Annotated in this window: 27 protein-coding genes; 11 read left to right on the top strand and 16 right to left on the bottom strand. The window is 62.2% G+C overall.

What is annotated here, in order from left to right:
• Window positions 1–59 precede the first annotated feature (59 nt).
• Window positions 60–713 (top strand): ribosome biogenesis GTP-binding protein YihA/YsxC, encoded by a 654-nt coding sequence (yihA, locus tag ACU5AZ_RS07965; RefSeq protein ID WP_446825471.1) that lies wholly within the window; start codon window positions 60–62, stop codon window positions 711–713.
• Window positions 714–780: 67 nt separating this feature from the next.
• Here yihA and ACU5AZ_RS07970 read toward each other — a convergent pair whose 3' ends face one another.
• From ACU5AZ_RS07970 to ACU5AZ_RS07980, 3 genes are all read right to left on the bottom strand, one after another.
• On the bottom strand, window positions 781–1,338 hold the full coding sequence (locus ACU5AZ_RS07970) for a fasciclin domain-containing protein (protein WP_446825472.1): 558 nt from the start codon (window positions 1,336–1,338) through the stop codon (window positions 781–783).
• Between the two features lie 136 nt (window positions 1,339–1,474).
• Window positions 1,475–2,197: an anti-sigma factor gene (locus ACU5AZ_RS07975; protein WP_446825473.1), complete on the bottom strand. Its 723-nt coding sequence runs from the start codon at window positions 2,195–2,197 to the stop codon at window positions 1,475–1,477.
• Window positions 2,194–2,733, bottom strand: coding sequence for a sigma-70 family RNA polymerase sigma factor (locus ACU5AZ_RS07980; RefSeq protein ID WP_446825474.1), 540 nt, complete (start codon window positions 2,731–2,733; stop codon window positions 2,194–2,196). The genes ACU5AZ_RS07975 and ACU5AZ_RS07980 overlap by 4 nt, the downstream gene beginning before the upstream one ends.
• Window positions 2,734–2,876: 143 nt before the next feature.
• Here ACU5AZ_RS07980 and argB point away from each other — a divergent pair, with 143 nt between their 5' ends.
• Window positions 2,877–3,764 carry an acetylglutamate kinase gene (gene argB, locus ACU5AZ_RS07985; protein WP_261931355.1) on the top strand — a complete coding sequence of 296 codons (888 nt, stop codon included), beginning with the start codon at window positions 2,877–2,879 and terminating at the stop codon, window positions 3,762–3,764.
• A gap of 25 nt (window positions 3,765–3,789) precedes the next feature.
• Here the strand turns inward: argB and ACU5AZ_RS07990 are convergent, their stop codons facing one another.
• The 4 genes from ACU5AZ_RS07990 to ACU5AZ_RS08005 form a co-directional block, all read right to left on the bottom strand.
• A complete protein-coding gene (locus ACU5AZ_RS07990; RefSeq protein ID WP_446825475.1) occupies window positions 3,790–5,262 on the bottom strand; it encodes an MFS transporter in 1,473 nt (490 codons plus the stop codon).
• Window positions 5,255–5,878, bottom strand: coding sequence for a TetR/AcrR family transcriptional regulator (locus ACU5AZ_RS07995; protein WP_446825476.1), 624 nt, complete (start codon window positions 5,876–5,878; stop codon window positions 5,255–5,257). The genes ACU5AZ_RS07990 and ACU5AZ_RS07995 overlap by 8 nt, the downstream gene beginning before the upstream one ends.
• A 78-nt stretch (window positions 5,879–5,956) precedes the next feature.
• Window positions 5,957–6,871 (bottom strand): EamA family transporter, encoded by a 915-nt coding sequence (locus tag ACU5AZ_RS08000; RefSeq protein ID WP_446825477.1) that lies wholly within the window; start codon window positions 6,869–6,871, stop codon window positions 5,957–5,959.
• A gap of 84 nt (window positions 6,872–6,955) precedes the next feature.
• Window positions 6,956–7,078, bottom strand: a complete 123-nt coding sequence (locus ACU5AZ_RS08005) for a hypothetical protein (protein WP_446825478.1) — start codon at window positions 7,076–7,078, stop codon at window positions 6,956–6,958.
• Between the two features lie 127 nt (window positions 7,079–7,205).
• Between ACU5AZ_RS08005 and ACU5AZ_RS08010 the strand changes: the two genes are divergently transcribed.
• Together ACU5AZ_RS08010 and ACU5AZ_RS08015 are read left to right on the top strand one after the other, a co-directional pair.
• Entirely contained in the window at window positions 7,206–7,928 is a 723-nt protein-coding gene (locus ACU5AZ_RS08010; RefSeq protein ID WP_446825479.1) for a pyrimidine 5'-nucleotidase, read from the top strand.
• A 138-nt stretch (window positions 7,929–8,066) separates the two neighbouring features.
• On the top strand, window positions 8,067–8,801 hold the full coding sequence (locus ACU5AZ_RS08015) for a calcium-binding protein (protein WP_446825480.1): 735 nt from the start codon (window positions 8,067–8,069) through the stop codon (window positions 8,799–8,801).
• A gap of 77 nt (window positions 8,802–8,878) precedes the next feature.
• On the opposite strand, the gene ACU5AZ_RS08020 is transcribed toward ACU5AZ_RS08015, so the two are convergent.
• A complete protein-coding gene (locus ACU5AZ_RS08020; RefSeq protein WP_446825950.1) occupies window positions 8,879–9,742 on the bottom strand; it encodes an LOG family protein in 864 nt (287 codons plus the stop codon).
• Between the two features lie 160 nt (window positions 9,743–9,902).
• On the opposite strand from ACU5AZ_RS08020, the gene dapD reads away from it, so the two are divergent.
• The 3 genes from dapD to ACU5AZ_RS08035 all read left to right on the top strand — a co-directional run bounded on the left by dapD (window position 9,903) and on the right by ACU5AZ_RS08035 (window position 12,734).
• Window positions 9,903–10,757, top strand: a complete 855-nt coding sequence (gene dapD, locus ACU5AZ_RS08025) for a 2,3,4,5-tetrahydropyridine-2,6-dicarboxylate N-succinyltransferase (RefSeq protein ID WP_446825481.1) — start codon at window positions 9,903–9,905, stop codon at window positions 10,755–10,757.
• Window positions 10,758–10,917: 160 nt separating this feature from the next.
• The gene (gene dapE / locus ACU5AZ_RS08030; RefSeq protein WP_446825482.1) at window positions 10,918–12,108 is read left to right on the top strand and encodes a succinyl-diaminopimelate desuccinylase; all 1,191 of its coding nucleotides are present in this window, start codon (window positions 10,918–10,920) and stop codon (window positions 12,106–12,108) included.
• Between the two features lie 26 nt (window positions 12,109–12,134).
• Window positions 12,135–12,734 (top strand): hypothetical protein, encoded by a 600-nt coding sequence (locus ACU5AZ_RS08035; protein WP_446825483.1) that lies wholly within the window; start codon window positions 12,135–12,137, stop codon window positions 12,732–12,734.
• Between the two features lie 169 nt (window positions 12,735–12,903).
• Here the strand turns inward: ACU5AZ_RS08035 and ACU5AZ_RS08040 are convergent, their stop codons facing one another.
• From ACU5AZ_RS08040 to ACU5AZ_RS08065, 6 genes are all read right to left on the bottom strand, one after another.
• Complete coding sequence (locus ACU5AZ_RS08040) at window positions 12,904–14,658, bottom strand: retron Ec67 family RNA-directed DNA polymerase/endonuclease (RefSeq protein ID WP_446825484.1); 1,755 nt, start codon at window positions 14,656–14,658, stop codon at window positions 12,904–12,906.
• Between the two features lie 458 nt (window positions 14,659–15,116).
• The gene (locus ACU5AZ_RS08045; protein ID WP_446825485.1) at window positions 15,117–15,308 is read right to left on the bottom strand and encodes a CsbD family protein; all 192 of its coding nucleotides are present in this window, start codon (window positions 15,306–15,308) and stop codon (window positions 15,117–15,119) included.
• A 388-nt stretch (window positions 15,309–15,696) separates the two neighbouring features.
• A complete protein-coding gene (gene truA / locus ACU5AZ_RS08050) occupies window positions 15,697–16,446 on the bottom strand; it encodes a tRNA pseudouridine(38-40) synthase TruA (RefSeq protein ID WP_446825486.1) in 750 nt (249 codons plus the stop codon).
• Window positions 16,446–17,381, bottom strand: a complete 936-nt coding sequence (gene fmt / locus ACU5AZ_RS08055) for a methionyl-tRNA formyltransferase (RefSeq protein ID WP_446825487.1) — start codon at window positions 17,379–17,381, stop codon at window positions 16,446–16,448. Before fmt ends, truA begins: the two co-directional genes overlap by 1 nt.
• A 66-nt stretch (window positions 17,382–17,447) precedes the next feature.
• Window positions 17,448–17,966, bottom strand: a complete 519-nt coding sequence (gene def / locus ACU5AZ_RS08060) for a peptide deformylase (RefSeq protein ID WP_446825488.1) — start codon at window positions 17,964–17,966, stop codon at window positions 17,448–17,450.
• Between the two features lie 89 nt (window positions 17,967–18,055).
• Window positions 18,056–19,570 (bottom strand): methyl-accepting chemotaxis protein, encoded by a 1,515-nt coding sequence (locus ACU5AZ_RS08065; RefSeq protein WP_446825489.1) that lies wholly within the window; start codon window positions 19,568–19,570, stop codon window positions 18,056–18,058.
• 294 nt (window positions 19,571–19,864) lie between these two features.
• Here ACU5AZ_RS08065 and ACU5AZ_RS08070 point away from each other — a divergent pair, with 294 nt between their 5' ends.
• Together ACU5AZ_RS08070 and ACU5AZ_RS08075 are read left to right on the top strand one after the other, a co-directional pair.
• Window positions 19,865–21,058 (top strand): DNA recombination protein RmuC, encoded by a 1,194-nt coding sequence (locus ACU5AZ_RS08070; protein ID WP_446825490.1) that lies wholly within the window; start codon window positions 19,865–19,867, stop codon window positions 21,056–21,058.
• 46 nt (window positions 21,059–21,104) lie between these two features.
• The gene (locus ACU5AZ_RS08075) at window positions 21,105–22,004 is read left to right on the top strand and encodes a ribokinase (RefSeq protein WP_446825491.1); all 900 of its coding nucleotides are present in this window, start codon (window positions 21,105–21,107) and stop codon (window positions 22,002–22,004) included.
• A 4-nt stretch (window positions 22,005–22,008) separates the two neighbouring features.
• Here the strand turns inward: ACU5AZ_RS08075 and ACU5AZ_RS08080 are convergent, their stop codons facing one another.
• Window positions 22,009–22,953, bottom strand: a complete 945-nt coding sequence (locus tag ACU5AZ_RS08080) for a nucleoside hydrolase (RefSeq protein ID WP_446825492.1) — start codon at window positions 22,951–22,953, stop codon at window positions 22,009–22,011.
• A 262-nt stretch (window positions 22,954–23,215) separates the two neighbouring features.
• On the opposite strand from ACU5AZ_RS08080, the gene ACU5AZ_RS08085 reads away from it, so the two are divergent.
• Both ACU5AZ_RS08085 and ACU5AZ_RS08090 read left to right on the top strand, forming a co-directional pair.
• Window positions 23,216–23,647, top strand: a complete 432-nt coding sequence (locus tag ACU5AZ_RS08085) for an Hsp20 family protein (protein ID WP_446825493.1) — start codon at window positions 23,216–23,218, stop codon at window positions 23,645–23,647.
• A gap of 44 nt (window positions 23,648–23,691) precedes the next feature.
• On the top strand, window positions 23,692–23,949 hold the full coding sequence (locus tag ACU5AZ_RS08090; RefSeq protein ID WP_446825494.1) for a BQ00720 family protein: 258 nt from the start codon (window positions 23,692–23,694) through the stop codon (window positions 23,947–23,949).
• A 37-nt stretch (window positions 23,950–23,986) separates the two neighbouring features.
• Here the strand turns inward: ACU5AZ_RS08090 and trmB are convergent, their stop codons facing one another.
• Entirely contained in the window at window positions 23,987–24,688 is a 702-nt protein-coding gene (gene trmB / locus ACU5AZ_RS08095) for a tRNA (guanosine(46)-N7)-methyltransferase TrmB (protein ID WP_446825495.1), read from the bottom strand.
• Window position 24,689 lies beyond the last annotated feature (1 nt).

Consider the following 24,689-nt stretch of genomic DNA (forward strand, 5'->3'; position numbering starts at 1 on the left):
TTGACTTTACCCGGCAAAACCCGGAAGCAGGCGGCAACAACAGCAGTCAGGACACCCGCATGACCGGCGAAACGCCAATTTCGGACACGCTCATTTTTGCGCGCCCGTGGATCTTCATCCGCGGCGTGCCGTCGATGAAATTCCTGCCGCCGGAAGGTCCGCCGGAAATCGCATTCGCGGGCCGGTCCAATGTCGGCAAGTCGTCGCTGATCAATGCGCTGATCAACCAGAAGGGTCTGGCGCGCACGTCGAACACGCCCGGCCGCACGCAGGAACTCAACTACTTCGTTCCCGACGGCTATTCGGGCGAGGCCGGCGACCTCCCGCCGATGGCGCTCGTCGATATGCCGGGCTACGGCTACGCGCAGGCGCCGAAAGAACAGGTGGACGCATGGACGAAGCTCGTCTTCGACTATCTGCGTGGCCGCGCCACGCTGAAGCGCGTCTATGTGCTGATCGACGCCCGCCACGGCATCAAGAAGAACGACGAAGAGGTGCTGTCGCTCCTCGACAAGGCTGCCGTTTCCTACCAGATCGTGCTGACCAAGACCGACAAGATCAAGGAAGCCGGCGTGCCGCGGGTGATTGCCGATGCGGAAGCCAAGATCCGCAAGCGGCCGGCCGCCTTCCCGGGCATCGTCGCCACCTCGTCGGAAAAGTTCCGCGGCCTCGACGACCTGCGCACGGCAATCCTCGAAACCATCAACGCATGAAAAACGCCGCCTGCTTTAAAGCAGGCGGCGCCGTCTCCCGGTGTGAACTTCGAAGACGAACGAGGGTTTACATCTTCGGCAGGAGAACGTGGTCAACCACGTGGATCACGCCGTTCGACTGCTTGACGTCGGCGATCGTCACATTGGCGACATTGCCGTTTTCGTCGGTGAGCGTCAGCTTGCCCATGTCTTCCTTGGCCTTCAGCACGCAGCCGCCGACGGTCTTGACGTCATGCTCGCCGCCATCGTCCTTGATCATCTTCTCGATGGCCGTGGACATGGCATCGGCTGCAACGACGTGGCAGGTCAGGACCTTGACCAGCTGGTCCTTGTTTTCCGGCTTCAGCAGCGTGTCGACCGTACCGGCCGGCAGCGCGTCAAAGGCTTCATTGGTCGGCGCGAAGACCGTGAACGGGCCCTCGCCGGAGAGGGTTTCTACCAGGCCGGCAGCCTTCACGGCGGCGACCAGCGTGGTGTGATCCTTCGAGTTGACGGCGTTTTCGACGATGTTCTTGTTTTCGTACATCGGCGCGCCGCCGACTTCGGGGTTCGCGGCAAATGCCGGCGCTGCGACGGCAGCCATCAGGAGCACGGAAATTGTGGTGGTACGAAGGGCCTTGAGCATCTCATTCTCCTCATCTGATTTGCCGGTACGGTCATGCCGTCCGGCTTGGGTTACAGAGAGAGGTACGGGAGGTGCTCCAGGAAAGTTTCAGCGCTGCCGGATCTATTTTTTAAAAGTCTTTCCGACGGCGCCGATATCAGAGGCTCTTGAGCTTGCCGAGCGCGAGGACCGGGCCGGTTGCGGTACCGGTCGGCGAGCCGCCGAACGGCTCGAGGCTGACGGCGAAGATCGCGTCCGGGGCGATCGTCGAGCGAATGCTCTCCGGTACGATCACCTCGCCGCCGCCGTTCTGCGGCAGCACGCCGAGCGAGACCGGTGCTGCATCGCCCTTGATCAGCCAAAGCTCCAGCGACTTCTTGTCCTCGGCCCCGGCCGCGACCGGGGTGATCTTCAGATGGCCATCGCGAGCGTTGTAGTTGGCCAGCAGCGCGAGATTGTTGTCGCCGGTCATCTCGGCGACCAGCAACTTCGGCGGCGCACTGAAAACGTTGGAATCGACGATGGCGTAGGCGCCTGCGGCAAGGAAGAAGACGAAGGCCGCGAGCCGCCAGAAGACGAGTGAATTCCAGACTGCGGCGATCGGCAGCGAGAAACCCTGCCTGCGGCCGAGATCGGGCGAGAACAGCCGCTTCTCGACGCCGGCATAGAGATCGGCCGGCGGCGTCTGCAGGCCGTATTCATCGTTCATGCCGGCCAGATTCTGCGTCCAGCGAAACACGATCGCCGCAAACTCGCGGTCGGACAGCATCCGCGCTTCCACCTTGCGCCTGTCCGAAGCGGACAGCACGCCCAGCACATACTCGCCCGCCAACACCTCATCGCGCGAACGATCGCCCATGCTTCGACCAGACGACGTCATCTTTCCAGACACTCTCTCAAACTGATGAGGCCTCTCCTCAGCCAGGTCCTCATCGTATTAATAGGCACTTCGAATTCCCCGGCAAGCTCCTCGTAGGAAAGCCCCTCCACATAAGCCTTCCTCACCGCCTGCGCCCTTTGAGGTTCCAACGCCTGCATGCAAGTGTCAATCCGCCTGCCTTCCGAGGCGAGGACGGCGCACTGCTCCGGGCTGTAACCCTCGTCATGAAGATCATACGCGGTATCGATTTCGTCCGCCACCGGCTTGCGCTTGCGCATTCCATCGATCGCCTGGTTGCGCGCAATCGCCGCAAGCCAGGTTTCCGGTGTGCCCTGGGCGTCCGAAAACTGTCCCGCGCGTTGCCATATCTTCACGTAAATCTCCTGCAGCGCCTCTTCTGCATCGGCCCTGTCCTTCAAGATACGCATGGCGATTGCAAAAAGTTTCGGAGCGGTCCTGTCGTAAAGCCTTCGAAATGCGGCCCTGTCGCCAATCGCCGTGCGGCTGATCAGCGCCCCGGTTTCCTCTTCCGTCATTTCTCCTCGCTTTCGGACTGTGCCTCAAGCGGACCCCGTGGGTCCGACGCGCCCGGGTGAAATGCTTGCCACCCGGTGCTTTGGCTGTTCACACCTATCGGAGTTTACGTTAAAAGGCCGCCATCAGATTACTGGAGAGCCCCATGAGCGTATCGGAAAGTGAAATCCAGGCCCGACTTCTCGCGCAGGCGCTGCCCTTCATGCAGCGCTACGAGAACAAGACGATCGTCGTGAAATACGGCGGCCATGCCATGGGCGATGCCGAGCTCGGCAAGGCTTTCGCGGCCGATATCGCGCTTCTGAAGCAGTCCGGCGTCAACCCGATCGTCGTCCATGGCGGCGGCCCGCAGATCGGCGCCATGCTGACGAAGATGGGCATCGAATCGAAGTTCGAGGGCGGCCTGCGCGTCACCGACGAAAAGACCGTCGAGATCGTTGAAATGGTTCTCGCCGGTTCGATCAACAAGGAGATCGTCGCGCTGATCAACCAGACCGGCGAATGGGCGATCGGCCTCTGCGGCAAGGACGGCAACATGGTGTTTGCCGAAAAGGCCCAGAAGAAGGTCATCGATCCGGATTCCAACATAGAGCGCATTCTCGACCTCGGCTTCGTCGGTGACGTGGTGGAAGTCGACCGCACGCTGCTCGACCTGCTGGCCAAGTCGGAGATGATCCCGGTCATCGCACCGGTCGCACCCGGCCGCGACGGCCACACCTACAACATCAACGCCGATACCTTTGCCGGCGCCATCGCCGGCGCGCTGCGCGCCACCCGCCTCCTGTTCCTGACCGACGTTCCGGGTGTCTTGGACAAGGACGGCAAGCTGATCAAGGAACTGTCGGTCACCGAAGCGCGCGCGCTGATCAAGGACGGCACGATTTCCGGCGGCATGATCCCCAAGGTCGAAACCTGCATCGACGCCATCAATGCCGGTGTGCAGGGCGTCGTCATCCTGAACGGCAAGACGTCGCATTCGGTCCTTCTGGAAATCTTCACCGAAGGCGGCGCAGGCACGCTGATCGTTCCCTGACGCCTGTCAGGCCTCAGTTCTGGCGTCAGTCGACCATGACCGGCTGCTGACGGGCGGCGGGAAGCTCGGGTTTCTTCAAGAGAAACACCATGCAGACCACCAGCACGTAGCAGCCGAGATTGTAGATCGTCGCCAGTTCGAGGCCGCGGGTGAACGCTTCATGCGGCGATGCGCCGCCGGCGGACCGAGCGCCGACCACCGCAAAGAAGATGCTGCTGATGACGGCGACGCCGAACGCGCCGCCGGCCTGCTGGATTGCCTGCAGCGACCCGGAGCCGGAGCCGGCATCCTTGTCGGGCACACCGGCGAGGATCGTTTCGAACAGCGGTGCGATCGCCAGTCCGAGGCCGAATCCCGCAAGCGCGAGCGCCGGCGCGAAATTCCAGTGATTGAGGACTTCCGTGGCGGTATCGGCAACGATGCGGACAAGGGCGATGCCAGCAAAAAGCGCGATCACGCCCGCCGCGATGCGCTCGCGGTGCCAGCGAAAGCCGACCTTGCCGGAAAAGACCGACGCCAGCAGCACGCCGATCGGAAACGGCATGGTGGTGACGCCCGACTGCAATGGCGTCAGGCCGTGGCCCGTCTGCAGATAGATGGCGAAGACGAGAAAGAAGCCCGGCACGGCGGAGAAGAAGAACAGCGATATCAGCGCGCCGATGGCGAAGTTGCGGTTGCGGATCAGATGCGCCGGCAGAAGCTGCGGCCGGCCGCGCTTTTCCTGGCGATTGACCCAGGCATAAAACACCAGGAACAAGGCCACGCCGGCGACCACCATGGCGAGCGTCCACCATGGCCAGCCGAGACCGTTGCCCTCGATCAGCGGAAAGATCACGCAGAACATCGCGGCCGCGGCAATCAGGATGCCGGGGATATCGTTCTTCATGCCGGGATGGGCGGGGATGGCGGGAATGTAGTTCTGCGCCGCGAAGACCGCGGCGATGCCGATCGGGATGTTGATGAGGAAGATCGGCCGCCATTCGCTGCCGGCGATGTCGGCCGCGATCAACGCGCCGCCCAGGACGGGGCCGGTGACGGAGGCGAGGCCGGCGGCAAGGCCAATCAGCGCAAAGGCCTTCGCCCGCTCGTGCGGCGGGAACATGACCTGGCCGATGGCGATCACCTGCGGCACCATCATCGCGCCGCCGACGCCCTGCAGCACGCGGGCAGCGATCAGCAGGCCCATGCCCGGCGCAATGCCGCACAGGAAGGAGGCGATCGTGAACAGGGCGACACCGCTCATGAAGATGCGCTTTCGGCCGATCACGTCGCCGAGCCGCCCGAACGGCATCAGGCCCAGCGCAAACGTCATGATATATCCGGCCACCACCCATTCGATCCCGGCGCTCGTCGCTCCGAGGCTCTTCTGCATGCTGGGGAGAGCGACGTTGACGATGGTAACGTCGATGAAATTCATGAATGAGGAAATCAGCAGGATCGTCATGGCGATCCAGCGGTAGGCATAGGGCTCGCTCGGCGAAAAGGTCCTGTCAGCCATTGCCGGCCTGCGTCGTTGCCGGTTGCGCCCGGATCGACCGCACCAGCTCCGTGGTCACCTGATCATAGATCGCCACGTCCAGCGGCTGCCGCCGGCCGGCAAGCAGGGCCAGCGTGCCGACGATGATCAGCGCCGCCGCATCGACGTCTATGTCGGCCCGGAAGCTCCCGTCGGCGATCCCCGCCTCCAGGATGGTGGCGAAATGACAGCGCCAGCCGGCGCTCATCGGGTTGATGTAGCGCGCGACCTTGTCGTCGTATTCGGAGCGGCGCTTCAACTCGATCATCGCATGCAGCAGGGACGGGTTGTTGACCGCGGTATCCTTGAATTCGGAAAACTCAAGATTCAACTGCTCGAGCGGCGACAGGCCGTCGCGCGGATTGCTCATGTGCTGCGCGGTGAATTCGTCGAGCATGGACTGGGTCAGAAGCTCGATCAGCGCTTCCTTGGTCGGGACGTGATAGTGCAGCGTGGCAACGTTGATGCCGACCCGATCGGCAATCTCGCGGGTGCGCAGCCCTTCGAACCCCTTCTCGACGATAAGCGCCCGTGCGGCCTCGGCGATGGCACGGCGGCGATCTTCCGTCGGGAGATAGGGATGCGGCTGCTTCTTCATAATTCAAGCAATTGATGGGGGGCGGCTGGATGTCAAGGCCGGCCGGCTTCGAAAGGGTACGAAGACGGCCTTTCGCGCTCAAAACAACAGCAGCGCCAGGATGCCGAAAACGATCAGCAGACAGCCGGCAATTTCCAGGCCGTTGATCTTCTCCTTGAAGATGAAGACCGACGAGGCAAAGGTGAACAGCATCTCGATCTGGGCGAGCGCCTTGACGACAGCGGCCTGCTGCAGGGTCATGGCCGAGAACCATCCGAAGGACGCCGTCGCCCCGACGAAGCCGACGAGGATCGCCGGCCGCCAGGCTTTCATCACCTGCCCCAGCTCCTCAGGCTCGCGCCAGAGCATCCAGCCAAGCATCGCCACCGTCTGGACGACGATGACGACGGCGAGCGTGACGCTTGCCTGCATGGCGTAGTCGGGTGCCGGCAGTGTATGGCCGAGGGCCAGCGAAGCGGAGCGGTAGGATACGGCGGCAATGCCGAAGAAGGTGCCGGAGAGGAGACCAATCAGGGCGGTCCGGCTGCTGACTGAGGTCAGGAGCGAACGGACCGAAAGCGCCGTGCGGGCCACCGAGATCAGCATCACGCCGGCAACCGAGATGGCGATGGCGAGCAGCGTGCTGGCGGTCACCCTCTCGCCGAGGAAGACGAGGGCGAACAGCGCCGCCTGCGCGGGCTCGGTTCGCGAATAGGCCGTGCCGACGGCAAAGTTGCGAAAGGCAAACAGGTGGACGAGCAGGAACTGCGCGGCGATCTGGGTAAAGGCGCCGACCAGCGCCCAGCCCGCGAAGGCGGGGCTCAGCGCCGGTAGGACATAACCCTCCCGGCTGGCCAGAACGGCGAGGTAGAGCAGCGCGAACGGCACGCCGAAGCCGAAGCGCACGAAGGTCGCCCCGGTCGTGCCGATCCGGCCCTTGAGGTGTTTCTGCAGCGCCGAGCGAATGTTCTGCAGGAAGGCGGCTGCGATGGTGATGACGATCCAGGCTGGCATGGTGGTCTCTTGTCGATGTCGGAAGGGCCGGGAAGCACATCCCGGCTGACGCGATAGTCCGGACCGTCTGGCGGTCCGCAGAGATCAGCGAAGTCGGCTGAGCGCGGTGCCGGAGAGGCTCGCGACGAAGCGCACCGGCAGGCGCTTGCGGTCCTGCAGGATCAGGGCAGCGCCCTTGGCGCTCATGTCTCGCTTCGATATCGACATGATGGATCTATAGCAGCTCCCCCGGCCGCCGCCAATCTCCGCCATCGGTGCCGCAGGGTCGCGAAAAGCGGATGCTTTGGCGGACGGGGCATTTCCTTGCGCCCCGGCGTCTGCCATAAGAGCCCGCATGAACACGCGAAAATCCCTGCCCGAGAAACCCGATTTCGACTCCGTCAAAGACTGGGTCTTCGATCTCGACAACACGCTCTACCCGCATCACGTCAATCTGTTCGCGCAGATCGACCGCAACATGACGGCCTTCGTCTCCGAGCTCCTGCAGCTCGAGCCCGAGGAAGCCCGCACGATCCAGAAGCGCTATTATCATGAGCACGGCACGACGTTGCAGGGGCTGATGATCCACCACGAGGTCGATCCGAACGACTTCCTGCAACGGGCGCATGCCATCGATTACTCGATCCTGATGCCGGATCCCGATCTCGGCGCCGCGATCAAGGCTCTGCCCGGCCGCAAGTTCATCTTCACCAATGGCAGCACGGCGCATGCGGAAGCCGTGTCGCGGGCGCTCGGCATCCTTGACCATTTCGATGACATCTTCGACATCGTGGCGGCCGACTACGTGCCGAAGCCGGCCGGCAGCACCTATGACAAGTTCGCCAGCCTGAACCGGATCGATGGGGCGCACGCGGCGATGTTCGAGGACCTGCCGCGAAACCTGTCGGTGCCGAAGTCGCTCGGCATGCGCACGGTGCTGCTCGTGCCGCGCAATCTCGAAGAGGCGTTTCTGGAAAGCTGGGAGCGTCCGGAAGAGGGGCGCGACCATGTCGACTACGTGACCGACGATCTTGCCGGCTTCCTGCGCGCGATCGTCTCCGGGCAAAAAAGTTCCTAACAAAAAGCAAATAACGCCAATCACTTAGATTACCAGGCACATTACCAAAGTTTCATCTACCTTACCGTTGTTTAAGTGGTGAAGGCACGCGGCCGTTCCTACCTTTCTCAGTGTGAATGACGCTGGAAAGGAATGAACATGAACACCAAGATGCTTACGCTTGCGGCAGCCGCCGCAGTTCTGGTTACGGGCGTGTCAGCAGGAGCCGTGTCTGCCCGCGGCTTCGGCGACGGTTTCGGCGGCCGCCATGGCCCCTCGCCCGAAAAGGCCTATGTCCGCATGCTGCAGCTTTTCGACGCCAATGGCGACGGCAAGATCAGCAAGGAAGAAGCACTCGCCGGCGAGGAGAAGAAATTCGCCGAGATCGACGCCAACAAGGACGGCTCGATCACGCCCGGTGAGATACGTGAATACCACCAGGCCTGGATGAAGGATCATCCGCGCCCCGACCGCATGGGCAAGGGTCCTGGCCCCGAGGGCATGAAGCCCGGCATGATGAAAGAACAGATGCAGGGCAAGAACGCCCCCGCTGGCAAGGGCAAGCCGGAAGGCGGACCGCCGCCGCAGGAAGACGCCATGGGCAATGGCCCGCAGGGCGGACCGCCCGGTGATGGCGATCGCGGTCCGGGCTGGTGGCATCGCTGGATGGACCGGGACGGTGACGGACCGCGCGGCAAAATGGCGCGCGACGATCACGGCCCTCGCTTCGGCGGACCGATGCGCGGCATGATGCTGATCCACATGGCCGACACCGACGAGAACGGTCAGGTCAGCAAGGAAGAGGCGAAAGCCGCGATGACCAAGATGTTCGACCGCATGGACGTCAACAAGGACGGCGTCATCGACATCAAGGACATGCCTCCCGCCGAGTAAACCCCTCTCTGCCTACTCGGACCGACAAAAGGCCGGCCCCGCGACAAGCAGGGCCGGCCTTTCCTTTGTTTTATTCCTTACGCGTGCCCGTAGAATTCGCAGATGATCCGCCAGGCATCGTCGGCAGTGTCGACGAAACTGATGAGGTCGAGATCCTCCGGCGCGATGGTGCCGAACTCGGCAAGCGCCTCGAAATTGACGATCCGGTGCCAGAACTCCGAGCCGAACAGGATCAGCGGCACGCGGCTCATGCGGCCGGTCTGGATCAGCGTCAGGCACTCGAAGAATTCGTCCAGCGTGCCGAAGCCGCCGGGAAACACGGTGACCGCCTTCGCCCGCATCAGGAAGTGCATCTTGCGGATGGCGAAATAGTGGAAGTTGAAGGACAGCTCCGGCGTCACATAGGGGTTCGGCGCCTGCTCGTGCGGCAGCACGATGTTGAGGCCGATCGACGGCGCGCCGACCTCGGCCGCGCCGCGGTTGCCGGCTTCCATGACGCCCGGGCCGCCGCCGGTGGTCACCACATATTCGCGGTTTTCATGGTCGCGCGCATGTTGCGAGCAGAGGCGGGCGAATTTCTGCGCCTCGCTGTAATAGACCGAAGCCTCCGACAGATTGCGGCGCTGCGTCTCGTTTTTCGCCGCCCAGGGCTCGACGCCGGGTGCCGGGATGCGCGCGCCGCCGAACATGACCACCGTCGAGCGGATGCCCTTTTCTTCCAGGATCATCTCGGCCTTCAGAAGCTCGAGCTGGAAGCGGACGGGGCGCAGCTCCTCGCGGCACAGGAAATCCTCGTCGGCATAGGCCAGCCGATAGGACGGCGAGACGGTCTGCGGCGTCTTCGGAATTCCCTCTGCCTTCTGCTTGTCGGCGGAGCTGTTCTTCAGCGGATCCCATGCACCATCTCTGCGTCGGCGGCCCACATGCTTCATGTTCGTCATCATTCCTCTATTCCGGCGCGAGGCCGAATCACATTGACGCTCGCAAGCCCGTCGCTTACAGCATCCGTGATAAATTTGAGCCCCCGCCTAAGGACTTACGTCCGGCAGGCTCATCAGATCACCGACCCAGAGTCTAAACATCGAAGTTTAAGGATTTCCCATGACAGGCATCGATCTCGCTTCCCTGGAGACAAGCATTGAAACGGCGTTCGACAACCGTGACAGCGTCAACACCTCCACGCGCGGCGAAGTTCGCGATGCCGTGGAAACCGCGCTGAACCTGCTCGACAGCGGCAAGGCCCGCGTCGCCACCCGCGGCGAGGACGGCAGCTGGACCGTTCACCAGTGGCTGAAGAAGGCCGTGCTCCTGTCCTTCCGCCTGAACGACATGGAAGTCGTCAAGGGCGGTCCGGGCAATTCGACCTGGTGGGACAAGGTGCCGTCGAAGTTCGAGAACTGGGGCGAGAACGCCTTCCGCGAAGCCGGCTTCCGCGCCGTGCCGAACGCCGTCGTCCGCCGCTCCGCCTTCATCGGCAAGAACGTCGTGCTGATGCCGTCCTTCGTCAATCTCGGCGCCTATGTCGACGAGGGCACGATGGTCGACACCTGGGCAACCGTCGGCTCCTGCGCGCAGATCGGCAAGCATGTGCATCTCTCCGGCGGCGTCGGCATCGGCGGCGTTCTGGAACCGATGCAGGCCGGCCCGACGATCATCGAGGACAACTGCTTTATCGGCGCCCGCTCGGAAGTCGTCGAAGGCTGCATCATCCGCGAGGGCTCGGTCCTCGGCATGGGCGTGTTCATCGGCAAGTCGACCAAGATCGTCGACCGCGCGACCGGCGAAGTGACCTATGGCGAAGTGCCGCCCTATTCCGTCGTCGTCGCCGGCACCATGCCGGGCAAGCCGCTGCCGAACGGCGAGCCGGGCCCGAGCCTCTACTGCGCCGTCATCGTCAAGCGCGTCGATGAAAAGACCCGCTCCAAGACCGGCATCAACGAGCTGCTGCGCGACTGATTGCGCCGGTCAATCCATGGCATGACAATCGATGGCTTATGGAAGCGGCCCCTGCGGCCGCTTTCTCCATTTCAGCCCTCCCCTGCATGCTGAACCAGCCGCCCCGCTGGCGTCAAATCGCCCCGTGACAGGGCCGCGGCAATCGGCTAACCCTTGCCACATGAAAACCACCGATCCCGTCGCCGTTCTCCAGACACTCATCCGCTGCCCCTCCGTCACCCCGGCGGAAGGCGGCGCGCTTTCCGCGCTCGACGCCATGCTTTCGCCGCTCGGCTTTTCGGTCGAGCGCGTCACGGAGCGCGACGAGGGCACGCCGGATGTCGAGAACCTCTACGCCCGCCGCGGCACATCCGGCCCGCACCTGATGTTTGCCGGCCATACCGACGTCGTGCCGGTTGGCAACGAGGCCTCCTGGACGCATCCGCCCTTTGCCGCCGATATCAAGGACGGCGTTCTCTACGGGCGCGGCGCGGTCGATATGAAGGGCGGCATCGCCTGCTTCGTGGCCGCCGTTGCCCGTCACATCGAGAAGCACGGCGACATTGCCGGTTCGCTCTCCTTCCTGATCACCGGCGACGAGGAAGGCCCGGCGATCAACGGCACCGTCAAGCTCCTGAAGTGGGCGGCGGAGAAGGGCGAGACCTGGGACGCCTGCATCCTCGGCGAACCGACCAATCCCGACCAGCTCGGCGACATGATCAAGAACGGCCGGCGCGGATCGCTGTCCGGCGAGATCACCGTCCATGGCGTGCAGGGCCACGCCGCCTATCCGCATCTCGCCGACAATCCGGTGCGCGGCATCCTGCAGCTGGCGACGGCGCTGATGCATCCGCCCTTCGATCACGGCAGCGACGATTTCCAGCCGTCGAACCTCGAGGTGACCACGGTCGATACCGGCAATGGTGCCGTCAACGTCGTGCCGGAAACGGCGCGCGCGGCCTTCAACATCCGCTTCAACGACCTGTGGACGGAAAACACGCTCAAGGGCGAGATCATCCGCCGGCTGGATGCCGCGGCGGCGGACGGCAACCTCAGGCACGGCCGCGATCCGGTTCGCTTCGACCTGACCTGGAAGGCCAACACGGCGCAGGTGTTCCTCACCCGCGACAACCGACTGACCGGCATTCTGTCCGAGGCGATCGAAAAGGTGACCGGCCTGACGCCGAAGCTTTCGACCACTGGCGGAACCTCCGATGCGCGCTACATCAAGGATTACTGCCCGGTCGTGGAATTCGGCCTCGTCGGCCAGACCATGCATATGGTCGACGAGCGCGTGGCGGTTGCCGATCTGGAAAAGCTGACCCGGATCTACGAGACCTTCCTCGACCGCTGGTTCTCCGAGCCGGCCTGACATGAGCGTTTGATCGAGTTTTTTTGATGGTGCCAGGGTTTACCGAGGTCGGTTACTACATGACGGGGCTGCGGCTGCTCATTCGCGGCAAGCGCGAGGGCTTCGGCTATCTCGACATTTCCGACCGCGGCGTCGCCCGGTCCTTCTGGGCGATCCTCTGGTGCATGCCGTCGCTCCTGCTCTCCTGGGGCTGGTGGCACTGGATGTTCATTTCCATCATGCCGGAAGGGATCAAGACCGGCCTGCCCTTCTTCGCGCGCCTCGCGCTCGTCGATGCCGTCGACTGGATGCTCCCACTGCTGCTCGCCGCCGCCATCTCGCTGCCGCTGAAGCTCGAACGCCAGTTCCCGGCCTTCGTGGTCGTGACCAACTGGATCAGCGTGCCCTTTGCCTTCGCCCACGCGCTGATCATCGCGCCGATCATCTTCTTCCCGCAGATGCTCTCGATCGCCTATCTCGCCTGGCTGGCGCTCCTGCTGATCGCCGTCTTCGTGCTGGCGCGGCTGATGCGCATGGTCTACGGCGCCAACATGGCCCTCGTCGCCGCCTTCGTCGCCCTGCAAATCCTGCCCGGCATGTTCATGGAGGATTATCTGCAGCGGCTGCTGGGTGTTGCGCCGTTTTGAGGGTGGAAGAGATTCAGAGGATTTACGTGGCAGATAACTTTGGCTGCGGCCGCGTCGGGTCAGTTGATAAGGTAGGCTTCAGGCAACGCAAAAGCCGGGTTCGGAGCGGCAGAGACAATCTGCTTCTGTCCTCGAAATGGCTTAAACTGATGCGTTTAGGTCCCCGAGTTTACGGAAGACCAATTATATCGCAGATCGTGTGAAGAAGAGGCAGAAAAGAACTCAGGTCGACATCGCCACGGTTGGCTCTGATTACCTTGCTAGCAAAGTCCATTTTGCCATACTCAGTTGGTTTGAGCTTTTCATCTTTCTTCTGATTAAGCTTGAGCGTTTTTCCGTCAAGTTTGACTTGCAGCCATTTCGATGGAATAAGCTTTTCGATATAGAAGTCGATTTTACCGCCACTTGGTATAGGAACTACGTAGAGATTTTCGCCAACGTGATAGTACGGCTCCGAGCCATTTATAGGTTTTGATGATCCAGTAAGTGACTTGATCGTGGACCACATTCCTTCGCTTTGTTTGTCATTATCTACGATAATAATAACCGGCATGGGCGGCTTTTCAGAGAAAAGCTTTTTAACCCGCTCAATGTGAAAGGTTGCGAATTTCGGAAGATCACCACCGCCTCCTGCAAGGTCGAGAAGATTGCCGGCCATGTTGGAGTGATTCACGAAATCAACTCCCCAATGATCGCCTTTGTCGCTTGTAAAATTTATAATTGCGGGTCCATTAATTAGGTTTTTTGCGACCCGAACGTCAGCTACATTCCAGCGGATCGCCTCTTTTAGATAGATGTAGTCTGTTTTCCCTTCGCAAATTATCAGCGGCTTTTCAGCCGTGTGAATTCGATAATAGTGATAGAAATCCTTCATCAACTTTAGGTAGCTTGGGACCGGCGAAGACTTGAATGCACGGAGCGCCTTATGTGGAAGTTCGCGTCCTTTAATGTCGTTTATGTGACACAACATGCCCCAAAGTTGGTGTTTTGATAACTCGCCGTTAGGAGCAACCGAAAGCTTATTGTTCGCGACAGCTTTCCCTTTAGTCATCATCGCATGCGCGCAAAAGCGTACACCCTTGTAGTAGTAGGTGCCAACGTTGACTTTATCATTCACCGTCAGACCGGTTGTCGCCTGCCGCTGATGTGATTGTTGCATCCGGGCTTTATTTGTATTCAGCTTCAAGTCCGAAGACAGTACAGCTTTCTCAAGACTCGACCCCTCGCGCCAATTGACCTCACCCGGCGGGCAGAACGCTATGGCAGACGGAAATTCTCTCAGATTTGTCGAAAAGGTGATGTCGTCCGCGTATCGGGAATAAGAGCATCTATACTTGCGAGCCAACGCCTGCAGTCTGTAATCAAGCGTCTGACTAATGAATTCGGAAATTATTGGAGAAGAAGGAGCGCCTTGCGGCAAAACATTCTGAAAGCAAGCGGTTTGCGCGATTGCAGTTGCCACTGTTGGCTTCAATTGGAAGTGCTGATTTTTTATGAAGTAACCTCTAACCCGCCCAAAATTGAAAGACGGAAAGAAATTCTCTATGTCTGTATTGAAAACGTAGCGCCTGCCAGTGTGCCTTTTCGCGTTTGTAAAAATCGATAAATTGCGCCCCTTCTGAAAGCCGTGCGACAACGCTCTCCCAGGAAACTTCGGCGCGCCGTGAATGTCAAAGTAGCACTGATAAAGTAGACGGCTAAGCCTAGACTGAATGAACTTCAGATTCTTGTTCGGCGCACTAATTTCGCGCTTAGAGCCATCCTTCTTCGGCACTTCAAAAGTCGTGTATTTTTGATCGTCCGTCGTATGATATATCTGTTTAGATAAGAATTTCGGCCGAACATCCAGAAGTCGAGCCAAATCGCCTAAGTCTACACATGCAGTTAAATCATTCAGACCAAAACGATATATTTTCAACGGCATTTAGTGATCCGCAAGCACTCTTTAGTCATACACGGTTATTACCGTTGTCGTAAGGCGCGTAGGATAAATCCCACCGTACAATCTTTATACCCACCACAATAACATGGCAGAAGAATCTGCTTGCGGATCAGTACCCATCTAAATTCTCCCCTGCATTTTTGCAACTGTCTTATCGAATCGACGCCCCCTCGCCTGATGCATAAACTCCGATTTACTGGCGCACGCGGTTGGAGAAGATAAGCGACAATTTTGCGGGATGCCGGAAACGAGAGCAATGGCCGAAAACGGGGGACTAAGCCACCACCACCACCACCAACCACACATCTCGTCGTGAAAGAATTCAACCCCCGGTGCCCGTAGCGGGCGGACGATGGGGAACTCTGAGCATTCTTGCCAAGCAAAGCAGCACAAAGTTCATCGCCCCGCACGCCTTGAGGTGCGGGGCGATGAAGATGACGTCAGGCCTTGTCGACGACCTTCTTGACGGCGTCCTTGGCCGCGCCCTTTGCCTGCTGGGCATGACCCTTGACTTCCTGGGCTGCGCCTTTTGCCTTCAGCTTGTCGTTTCCGGTTGCCTTTCCGGCCTCCTGCTTCGCTTTGCCGGCGAGTTCGTTTGCCTTGCCTTTGATCTTGTCTGCTGTGCTACCCATTGCGTTTCTCCTTGTGCAACGTGATTGCTGCCCGCCATGAACGTCGGGACGTGAGAAACGTTCCTTCGGACAAGAAGATCTTGTTGGAAGAGATATGAGCGCCGCGAGCAGCAAGACGCCGCGAAAGAGGGCGTCGTGATCTGTGATGGAACGGGAAAAAATTTAGCCGCCGGTGCCCGTAGGGGGGCGGGGGGATGGGGAACTCTGAGCATGTCAGCCAAGCCAAGGAACACAAAGCTTGGCGCTCTCAGGTCTCCCGGGCACCGGCGGTAGAGGCTTCATTGTCCATTGACGCTATTCACGGACGCTGCTGCCGACACCCACATTATTCAATCGCATGATTTAATCAAGCGATTTATGAAGGGGTGGTCAAATTTGTCGCAGGTGCCTATTCGGGATAGTCGACCTGCATGAAATAGAGGCCGTCCGGCGGCGCCACCTGGCCGCAGGCCCGCCGGTCGCGCGCCTCCAGCGCCGCGCGGACGTCGTCCGTCGTCATCTTGCCCTCGCCGGCGAGCTTCAGCGTCCCGGCAAACGAACGGATCTGGTTGTGCAGGAAGCTCTGGGCGGTGGCGCGGATCTCGATCACGTCGCCGTCGCGGGTGACATCCAGCCGGTCGAGCGTCCTCACCGGGCTTGTCGCCTGGCATTGCGAGGCGCGGAAGGTGGTGAAATCGTGCTTGCCGACCAGCGTCTGCGCCGCCTCATGCATCGCCAGATGGTCGAGCGGTTTGGGCACCCACCAGGCGCGGCCGGCATCGAGCGCGAGGCGCGCCTTGCGGTTGACGATGCGGTAGAGATAGTGCCGGCGCAGTGCGGAAAAGCGGGCGTCGAAGGTGTCGGGCACCTGACGCGCATCGACGACGGCAACGCGCTCGCCGGCCATTGCCAGATGGGCGTTCAGCGCATTGATGAGCTGGTGCTCGCTCCAGTCGCGGGTGAGATCCACATGGATCACCTGCCCGACCGCATGCACGCCCGAATCCGTACGGCCGGCACCGCGGATGCTGACCGTCTCGCCGGTCAGGGACAGGACGGCGTCTTCCAGCGCGCCCTGCACCGACTGGCCGTTTTCCTGCCGCTGCCAGCCGACATAGGGCCCGCCGTCATATTCGACGGTCATGCGGAACCGCGGCATCAGCCGATCCTCGCGCCGGCGGGAAGACTGTTGCCGCGCTGAAAATCCTCCGCATCCATCGGCTTGCCGCCGGCCTTCTGCAGCCGCGTCAGACGAACGGCGCCCGTGCCGCAGGCGATGTTCAGCCTGTCGTCCAGCACGGTGCCGGGTTCGCCGCTGCCGTCACCGAGAACGGAGCCGAGCACCTTCACACGTTCATGCTTGCCACCGAAATCCGCCTCGAACCAGGCGCCGGGAAAGGGTGCCAGGCCGCGGATATGGCAATCGACCTCAGCCGCGCTGCGGGAAAAATCGATGCGGGCCTCTTCCTTGGCGATCTTGGCGGCGTAGAGGACGCCCTCTTCGGCCTGCGGGGTCAGCGGCAGATCGCCGTCCTCGAGTTTCCCCATCGCCTCGGCCATCAGCTTCGCGCCCGCATGCATCAGCCGGTCGTGGAGTTCGCCGGCCGTCGTCTCCGGGCCGATCGCGACTTTTGCTGTCAAGGCGACCGGGCCGGTATCGAGCCCCTTTTCCATCTTCATGACCATCATGCCGGTCTCGGCGTCGCCGGCCATGATCGCCCGCTGGATGGGTGCCGCCCCACGCCAGCGCGGCAATAGCGAGGCATGGCCGTTGTAGCAGCCGAGCCGCGTGCCGGTCAGGATCGCCTCGGGCAGCAGCAGGCCGTAGGCGACGACGACGGCGACGTCGGCGTCGAGATCGCGGAAGCGCCGGCGCTCGTCTTCATCCTTGAAATTGACGGGGGTGGCGACCGGAATGCCCAGAAGCTCAGCGGCCTGATGCACGGGCGACTTGGTGAGATCGAGCCCGCGGCGGCCGGCCGGGCGCGGCGGCTGGGTGTAGACGGCGACGATCTCGTGGCCGGCATCCTTCAGCGCCCTCAGCGTCGGCACCGAGAATTCGGGCGTACCCATGAAAATGATGCGAAGAGACATGTTCGAACCGCCTGTTGTCGTTCAGGCTCCTTCAAACGGACTTATCGGCCGCAAATCAAGCCCTTTTCAGAGCTTGCCGCCGCTCTTGGCCGCCTTGGTGAACTTGCGGATCACCATATCGCGCTTCAGCTTGGAGATGTGATCGATGAACAGGATGCCGTTCAGGTGATCGATTTCGTGCTGCAGGCAGGTCGCCAGCAGGCCGTCGGCATCCATGGTCTGCTGTTTGCCATCGCGGTCGACATAGCGCACGGTGAGCGATGCCGGGCGTTCCACCTCGGCATAGTAGTTCGGGATGGAAAGGCACCCCTCCTCGTAGACCGAACGGTCATCGGACGTGGCGAGGATTTCCGGGTTGATGAAAACCTGCGGCGCCTTGTCCTCGTCGTCGCGCGACACGTCGATCACCAGCATGCGCTTCGGCACGCCGATCTGGATCGCGGCCAGGCCGATGCCGGGGGCGTCATACATGGTTTCCAGCATGTCGTCGGCCAGCTTGCGCACATCGTCGCCCACCTGTTCGATGGGGGCGGAGAGCTGACGCAGCACCGGATCCGGCAGTATGATAAGTGGTTTGATCGTCATGGCGTCGTCCCTTACCCCATCTTTTGCGCGGAGTGAATGCGGACAAACAAAGCCGGCGAAACTTTTTTCGCCGGCATACGCCCTGTTCGTCAGGCGCTGCGGCGCAACGGCTGGAAATGCCCGGCGTCGTTCGACTGCCGTTCGCCACCGTGGGTGCGGAAGCGGCGCAGTGCCATCGTCAGCCGCTCGACTTCGTCGCGCAGTGCGCGCGTCTGGCCGGAGGTGCGTTCCACCATGCCTGCGTTCTGCTGGGTGATCTGGTCCATGGCGGCGATCGCCTGGTTGACCTCGCGCAGGCCACCGGACTGATCGGAGGCGGCGCCGGCGATGCCGGAAACCGTCGCGTCGATCTCGCCGATGCGGTGGATGATGCTTTCCAGCGCCTCGCCCGTGCTATTGACCAGTCCGACACCGGACTGCACCTGGCTAGAGCTCTGCGAGATTAGGCCCTTGATTTCCTTCGCCGCGCCGGCGCAGCGCTGCGCCAGTTCGCGCACTTCCTGTGCGACGACGGCAAAGCCGCGGCCGGCGTCACCGGCACGCGCCGCCTCGACGCCGGCATTGAGCGCCAGCAGGTTGGTCTGGAAGGCGATCTCGTCGATGACGCCGATGATCTTGGAAATCTCGTCCGACGACTTTTCGATCTCGCCCATCGCGGTCACCGCCTGGCGCACCACGGCGCCGGAGGTTTCCGCCTCGTTCAGGGCGGCCTTGACCGCACCCGATGCCTTGGCGGCGCCCTCGGCGGTCGTCGTCACGTTCTGTGTCAGCTCGTGCAGCGCGGCGGTGCTTTCCTCAAGGCCTGCGGCCTGCTGTTCCGTGCGATGCGCCAGATCGTCGGCCGATTCGGAAATGCCGGTCGTCTCGCTAAGGATGCGTTCTGCGGCGCTTCCCACGGTGCCGATCGTCTCGCGCAGTCCGTCCATGGCCTGGTTGTAGTCGGCGACCATCTTGGCGAAATTGCCCGGCATGTCCTGCGGCAGCCGTGCCTCCAGGTCTCCCTCGGACAGCGCGTCAAGCGCCTTGGTGAGTTCGGCCAGCGCTGCGGCCTGCTCCGCCTCCGCGATCCGCTTGGCCTCCTCGGCCTCGGCGCGTTCGCGGGCCAGGATGTCGAGGTAGACGGAAATCGAGTAGTCCATGTCCAGCAGCGCCGCCTTGACGACCGCGCCGATCTCGTCGGCCAGCCGGGCAGACTTGCCCTTGCCGAAGCGGCTCGGCCAGCGCTTGTCGACCAGCGCCCTGACGAGCTGGTCCATGAGGACGGCATAGCCGCCGATGTACCAGCGCGGTTCCAGGCCGATGCGGGCGTGGGCGCGGCCCACCGCCGTCACGCCATCCACATAGCTTTCGTCATATTTTGCGGCGCTGACGATGGCCCAGTGTTCCATCTGGCGCTTCTTGGCGCCGGCGACATGATCGTCATTGCGGAAGAACGCCGCGGTATGCGGGGTCTTTTTGACCTTGGCGTAGAAAGTGTCCAGCGCAGGGCCGATCGATTCGCGAATGACATCGCTGACGTCCTGCAGGCTCTTCCTGGCATCGTGGTCGAGACCCACGAAGTCCAGGCGATCTGCAAGATCTGACTTACCTTGTTGCGCTGTCATGCTTATCCCCCGGTTCCGCGATCGTGACCATCAGGCCACCCTTCGCTGCTGCATAACTTTCACTATTCTAACGGTTTATTTAAAATCCGCTAAAATATAAAAACACTATGTGGAATATCCTTACATCTTGGGGTGGAATTCTAACCCAAGCTGCATCCCCTCTAGTTCTGCACCCTTAACGATTGGTTGAGCATCCGGGCAACATATGGCCACGCCAATTTTGTTCCCTATTTGATCTCTCTCGACCGTCGTGCCATACTGCCGTCCAGACCACCGAAAGCCCCCTGGAGCGCCATGCCGCATCTGCCTTCCCTTGCCGAACTGGCCAATATGCCCGCCTTTCCGGCAGCCGCCGTCGCCGCTTTTGTGATCATGTTGCTGGTGCTGCTTGTCTTGCTGCGCCTGCGCGGCAAGGCCGTCCGGGAGCAGCAGGCGGCCCGCACCCAGATGATGGAACTGCTGCGCAGCCAGACCGAGATGCAGGGCCGGCTTGCCGCCATGGCGGACGTGTTCGGCGCGCGCCAACAGGAACTGAACCATGCCATCGGCCATCGGCTCGACGGCATGGCGCACCGGCTCGGCAGCTCCATCCACGAGCAGACGCGGGCGACCGGCGACAATCTGCGCAAGCTGCAGGAGCGGCTCGCCGTCATCGACGCCGCGCAGAACAACATCCAGACGCTCGCCAAGGACGTCGTCGGGCTGCAAGCGATCCTCTCCAACAAGCAGACCCGTGGCGCCTTCGGCCAGGCGCGCATGGAGGCGATCATCGCCGACGGCCTGCCGATGGGCGGCTATCATTTCCAGGCGACGCTTTCCAACGGCTCCCGTCCGGACTGCACCGTGACGATGCCGAACGGCGCGCCGTCGCTCGTCATCGACGCGAAATTTCCACTCGAAGGCTGGAATGCGATGCGCGACGCCGCCACTGCCGACGACCGCAAGTCGCGCGCCTTACAGTTCCGGCGGGATCTTGAAACGCATATCCGCGACATTGCGGAGAAATACCTGATCGCCGGCGAAACGCAGGAGATGGCCTTCCTGTTCGTGCCGTCCGAATCGATCTTCGCCAGCATTCACGAGGAATTCGAGGCGGTCGTCCAGAAGGCCCAGCGCAGCCGGGTGATCATCGTCTCGCCGTCGCTCCTGATGCTGTCGATCCAGGTCATCCAGGCGATGCTGAAAGACCAGCGCATGCGCGAACAGGCGCACCTGATCCAGGGCGAAGTCGCAATCCTCATGGACGACCTCGGGCGTCTGGACGACCGGGTGCGCAAGCTGCAGGCGCATTTCAACATGGCAGAGAAGGATGTCGAGCAGATCCTGACCTCGACGGCGAAACTCACGCGGCGCGGCGACAAGATCGCGGCGCTGGAGCTGCAGCAGGCGCCCCTGGCGCCCGCGCCGTCCGCAACGGCTGCCCGCCCGGACCGCACGGTCGAAAGCAGGACCGGGCATTTGACGCTGAGACTGGTTGACGAGGAGTGATCCTGTCGGGCAGTGTCGCGCCGAATTTCAGACAGGGCCTGCATTCATGATCACCATACTCGGTTCCATCAATCTCGACCTCATCGCCACGGTCGGCCACCTGCCGAAGCCGGGCGAAACGGTGTCCGGCAACGGATTTTCCACCGCCGCCGGCGGCAAGGGCTCCAACCAGGCGCTGGCCGCACGGCGGGCCGGTTCGACCGTCGAAATGGCCGGCGCGATCGGCCGGGACGAGTTTGCCGGATCGGCGATCGCCATGCTGAAGGAGGCCGGCACGGGTCTCTCCATGGTCAAGGAAACGGACGAACCGACCGGAACCGCCCTCATCCTGGTGGGTTCGGACGGCGAGAACATGATCGCCGTGGTGCCGGGCGCCAACGGCACGGTCACCACAGAGGACGCGGACGCGGCGCTCGCGGCCATGTCGAAGGGCGACTACCTGCTGCTGCAGATGGAAATTCCCGCCGGCTCGGTCGAACATGCGCTTGACGCGGCCAAGGCGCGCGGCGTCATCACCGTGTTCAACACCGCGCCGATGAGCGCCGAGGCGGCGCGTCTCGCCGAGCGCGCCGACATCGTCATTGCCAACGAAACCGAGTTCGCCCAACGGGCCGGCGTCGAAAGCCAGACGGCGGACGAGCGTGTCGCCGAGTTGAAGCGCCTGCATGCGGCCACCGGCCAGACCCTGATCGTCACGCTTGGCGGCGACGGCGTCATCGCCATGCATGACGGCGCATTCCACAGCACCAAGGGCCTCGTCATCGAGCCGGTGGACACGGTCGGCGCGGGCGACACCTTCTGCGGCTACTTCGCCGCCAGCCTCGACCAGGGCCTCGACTTCGCCGCAGCACTCCGCCGGGCGGCAGCGGCCGGATCGCTTGCCTGCCTGAAGCCGGGCGCGCAACCGTCCATCCCCATGGCCGAAGAAGTGGCGGCGCGCCTCTAGGTCGTCAGAGGCGGGACAGCCGCTCCGTCAGCAGGTCGAAGAAGCCTTCCGCATCCGCATCGCCGATCACCTTGGCGTTCACCTTGCGGTCCGTCACCTTCCACCAGTCGACGACGGTCATGCCGAGCGTCAGGTCCGACTGCGTCTCGATCTCGACATTGCAGTCGCGGCCGGTGAAAAGCTCCGGCCTGATCAGATAGGCGATGACCGACGGATCGTGCAGCGGTCCGCCGTCGGAGCCGTATTTCTCGATATCGAAGCGCTCGAAGAACTCCAGCATCTCGACCATGACCTTCGCCGCCCTGGTGCCGATCTCCGCCATCCTGGCGACCCGGCGCTTCAACGTCAGCAGCTTGTGGGTGACGTCGAGCGGCATCATCACGATCGGAATGCCGGCGCGGAAGACGACGGCGGCGGCTTCCGGATCGACGTAGATGTTGAATTCTGCCGCCGGCGTGATGTTGCCGACCTCGAAATAGGCGCCGCCCATCATCACCAGCTCCTTCACGCGCGGCGCGATGTCCGGCGCCTTCTGCAGCGCCAGCGCGATGTTGGTCAGCGGCCCGAGCGTGCAGAGCGTGACTGTGCCTTCCGGCTCGCGGCGCAGCGTGTCGATGATGAAGTCGACGGCATGCCCGTCTTGCAGCGGCATTGTCGGTTCCCACCATTCCGGACCGTCGAGACCGGTCTTGCCGTGCACGTGCTCGGCCGTCACCAGCGGCCTTGCGATCGGCTTGTCGGCGCCGGCAAAGACCTTGATATCCGTCCGGCCGCAGACCTCGCAGAGCAGGCGGACATTGCGGCTGGTCAGCGCCAGCGGCACGTTTCCGGCGACCGCCGTGATGCCCAGAACCTCGATTTCGTCCGGGCTGCCGAAGGCCAGCATGATGGCGGCGGCGTCATCCTGCCCGGGGTCCGTGTCGATGATGATCTTTCTGGGAGAGGCCATGATGTCGTCCTGTCTGAGGGAATGTGCGGCCGGTGGCGGCCTGTCGGGAGCCGGATTGAAAAGGACAGTCGGACCGAAAGTCAAGGCGACATGGCGGTCCGTCGGCGGGAAGCGATATGCGATTACACCATGTCTTGCAAAACTTCGCCAAAAGGTGCGGCCTTTGTGTTGCGCGGCGGGCGCGTCATCCCCATATTGGCCGGTAACGGACGCCGTCTTGCGGGTCCGGCATAGTCGCTTGAAAGCAAGGACTTGAAGAACAATGAGCCGCATGCCCCCCTTCGCCAGCCCGCTTCTCCTGGGCTTTGACGCCATGGAAAAGACGCTGGAGCGCATCTCCAAGGCGAGCGACGGCTATCCGCCCTACAATATCGAGCGCATCAGCGCCGACCGACGGTCCGGCGATCCGGAGAAGCTGCGCATCACGCTCGCCGTCGCCGGTTTCTCCGAGGACGACCTCGATGTGACGACGGAGGAAAACCAGCTGATCATCCGTGGCCGACAGATCGAGCAGGAAGAGCGCGACTATCTCTACCGCGGCATCGCCGCCCGCCAGTTCCAGCGGATGTTCGTGCTCGCCGAGGGCATGCATGTGCTCGGCGCGACGCTGCGCAACGGCCTGCTCTGCGTCGACCTTATTCGCCCGGAGCCGGCGCGTATGGTAAAGAAAATTAATATTTCGGTTTCACAGTAGCACAACGGACACAGGTCCGGTCTCCTGGCTGTGGAGGAACTGAAATGCTGATGAAAACCGCCAATTCGAAACTGACGCTCACCGAATTCGCGCATCTGGGCGAAGGCGAAGTGGGATATATCCGCAAGATGCGTCACGAGGATATTTCGCGCTGCTTCCCGGAAGCGCCCGAAATCGACCCGACACTGGATCTCTGGGCGCTGTTCGGCGCCGACGGCACGCCGATCCTGCTCACCGACAACCGTTCCAGCACCTTCTTCAAGGCAGCAGAAGACGAGCTGACGCCCGTCAGCCTGCACTGAGGCAAATCGCAGCCGGCCGACGGTCAATTGCCGTCGGTCAGACCCGCCGGAACGTGAGATAGGCGGAAGACCGGCCTTCGCGCTTGGCCTTGGCCTCGTAGCGCGTGCCCGGCCAGCCGGCATACGGCGTCAGCCAGTCGGACGCGTTGCGCGCGGTCCACTCGAAGCCGCCATGGTCGCGGCAATGGGTGAGCGTCCAGTTCACATAGGTATCGATATCCGAGGCGAAGCAGAACAGGCCGCCGGGCTTCAGCACCCGGTGGAAGCGGTCGAGGTTCACCTGCGAGACGAAACGGCGCTTCCAGTGCTTCTTCTTCGGCCAGGGATCGGGATAGAGCAGGTCGATGTGATCGACCGAGGCCTCCGGCATCCAGTCCAGAAGCTGAGTCGCGTCGTCGTCATAGACGCGGATATTGTCCAGTCCCTCATCCTCGCGGACGATCAGCAGCTTGGCCATGGAGTTGACGAACGGCTCGACGCCGATGAAACCGGTCTCGGGCTTCTCGGCGGCACGATGGGCCAGATGCTCGCCGCCGCCGAAGCCGATCTCGAGACGAATGGTCTCGACCGGCCGCGAAAACAGCACGCGCAGATCCGACGGCGCCGCCGCCGTCAGGTCGATCCTGGCATCCGGCAGCGCACCTTCCAGCACATCCTGCTGATGACGGCGCAAGGGTTTGCCCTTGCGCCGTCCGAAGAAGGCTTCCGTTGCCCGGGAGCGGCGCCCGTCATTTTCCATG

The sequence above is a fragment of the Rhizobium sp. PAMB 3182 genome, from assembly GCF_052908355.1.

Coding starts and splice junctions, on each gene's coding strand:
- argB (WP_261931355.1), top strand. CDS start 2,877: ATGAGCGTATCGGAAAGTGAAATCCAGGCCCGACTTCTCGCGCAGGCG.
- ACU5AZ_RS07995 (WP_446825476.1), bottom strand. CDS start 5,878: ATGAAGAAGCAGCCGCATCCCTATCTCCCGACGGAAGATCGCCGCCGT.
- ACU5AZ_RS08085 (WP_446825493.1), top strand. CDS start 23,216: ATGAGCCGCATGCCCCCCTTCGCCAGCCCGCTTCTCCTGGGCTTTGAC.
- trmB (WP_446825495.1), bottom strand. CDS start 24,688: ATGGAAAATGACGGGCGCCGCTCCCGGGCAACGGAAGCCTTCTTCGGA.
- ACU5AZ_RS08010 (WP_446825479.1), top strand. CDS start 7,206: ATGAACACGCGAAAATCCCTGCCCGAGAAACCCGATTTCGACTCCGTC.
- ACU5AZ_RS08090 (WP_446825494.1), top strand. CDS start 23,692: ATGCTGATGAAAACCGCCAATTCGAAACTGACGCTCACCGAATTCGCG.
- ACU5AZ_RS08080 (WP_446825492.1), bottom strand. CDS start 22,953: ATGGCCTCTCCCAGAAAGATCATCATCGACACGGACCCCGGGCAGGAT.
- ACU5AZ_RS08065 (WP_446825489.1), bottom strand. CDS start 19,570: ATGACAGCGCAACAAGGTAAGTCAGATCTTGCAGATCGCCTGGACTTC.
- dapD (WP_446825481.1), top strand. CDS start 9,903: ATGACAGGCATCGATCTCGCTTCCCTGGAGACAAGCATTGAAACGGCG.
- ACU5AZ_RS08000 (WP_446825477.1), bottom strand. CDS start 6,871: ATGCCAGCCTGGATCGTCATCACCATCGCAGCCGCCTTCCTGCAGAAC.
- ACU5AZ_RS08020 (WP_446825950.1), bottom strand. CDS start 9,742: ATGACGAACATGAAGCATGTGGGCCGCCGACGCAGAGATGGTGCATGG.
- ACU5AZ_RS08075 (WP_446825491.1), top strand. CDS start 21,105: ATGATCACCATACTCGGTTCCATCAATCTCGACCTCATCGCCACGGTC.
- ACU5AZ_RS08045 (WP_446825485.1), bottom strand. CDS start 15,308: ATGGGTAGCACAGCAGACAAGATCAAAGGCAAGGCAAACGAACTCGCC.
- fmt (WP_446825487.1), bottom strand. CDS start 17,381: ATGTCTCTTCGCATCATTTTCATGGGTACGCCCGAATTCTCGGTGCCG.
- truA (WP_446825486.1), bottom strand. CDS start 16,446: ATGCCGCGGTTCCGCATGACCGTCGAATATGACGGCGGGCCCTATGTC.
- ACU5AZ_RS08035 (WP_446825483.1), top strand. CDS start 12,135: ATGGTGCCAGGGTTTACCGAGGTCGGTTACTACATGACGGGGCTGCGG.
- ACU5AZ_RS07990 (WP_446825475.1), bottom strand. CDS start 5,262: ATGGCTGACAGGACCTTTTCGCCGAGCGAGCCCTATGCCTACCGCTGG.
- ACU5AZ_RS07970 (WP_446825472.1), bottom strand. CDS start 1,338: ATGCTCAAGGCCCTTCGTACCACCACAATTTCCGTGCTCCTGATGGCT.
- ACU5AZ_RS08040 (WP_446825484.1), bottom strand. CDS start 14,658: ATGCCGTTGAAAATATATCGTTTTGGTCTGAATGATTTAACTGCATGT.
- ACU5AZ_RS08005 (WP_446825478.1), bottom strand. CDS start 7,078: ATGTCGATATCGAAGCGAGACATGAGCGCCAAGGGCGCTGCCCTGATC.
- ACU5AZ_RS07975 (WP_446825473.1), bottom strand. CDS start 2,197: ATGACGTCGTCTGGTCGAAGCATGGGCGATCGTTCGCGCGATGAGGTG.
- ACU5AZ_RS08015 (WP_446825480.1), top strand. CDS start 8,067: ATGAACACCAAGATGCTTACGCTTGCGGCAGCCGCCGCAGTTCTGGTT.
- def (WP_446825488.1), bottom strand. CDS start 17,966: ATGACGATCAAACCACTTATCATACTGCCGGATCCGGTGCTGCGTCAG.
- dapE (WP_446825482.1), top strand. CDS start 10,918: ATGAAAACCACCGATCCCGTCGCCGTTCTCCAGACACTCATCCGCTGC.
- ACU5AZ_RS08070 (WP_446825490.1), top strand. CDS start 19,865: ATGCCGCATCTGCCTTCCCTTGCCGAACTGGCCAATATGCCCGCCTTT.
- yihA (WP_446825471.1), top strand. CDS start 60: ATGACCGGCGAAACGCCAATTTCGGACACGCTCATTTTTGCGCGCCCG.
- ACU5AZ_RS07980 (WP_446825474.1), bottom strand. CDS start 2,733: ATGACGGAAGAGGAAACCGGGGCGCTGATCAGCCGCACGGCGATTGGC.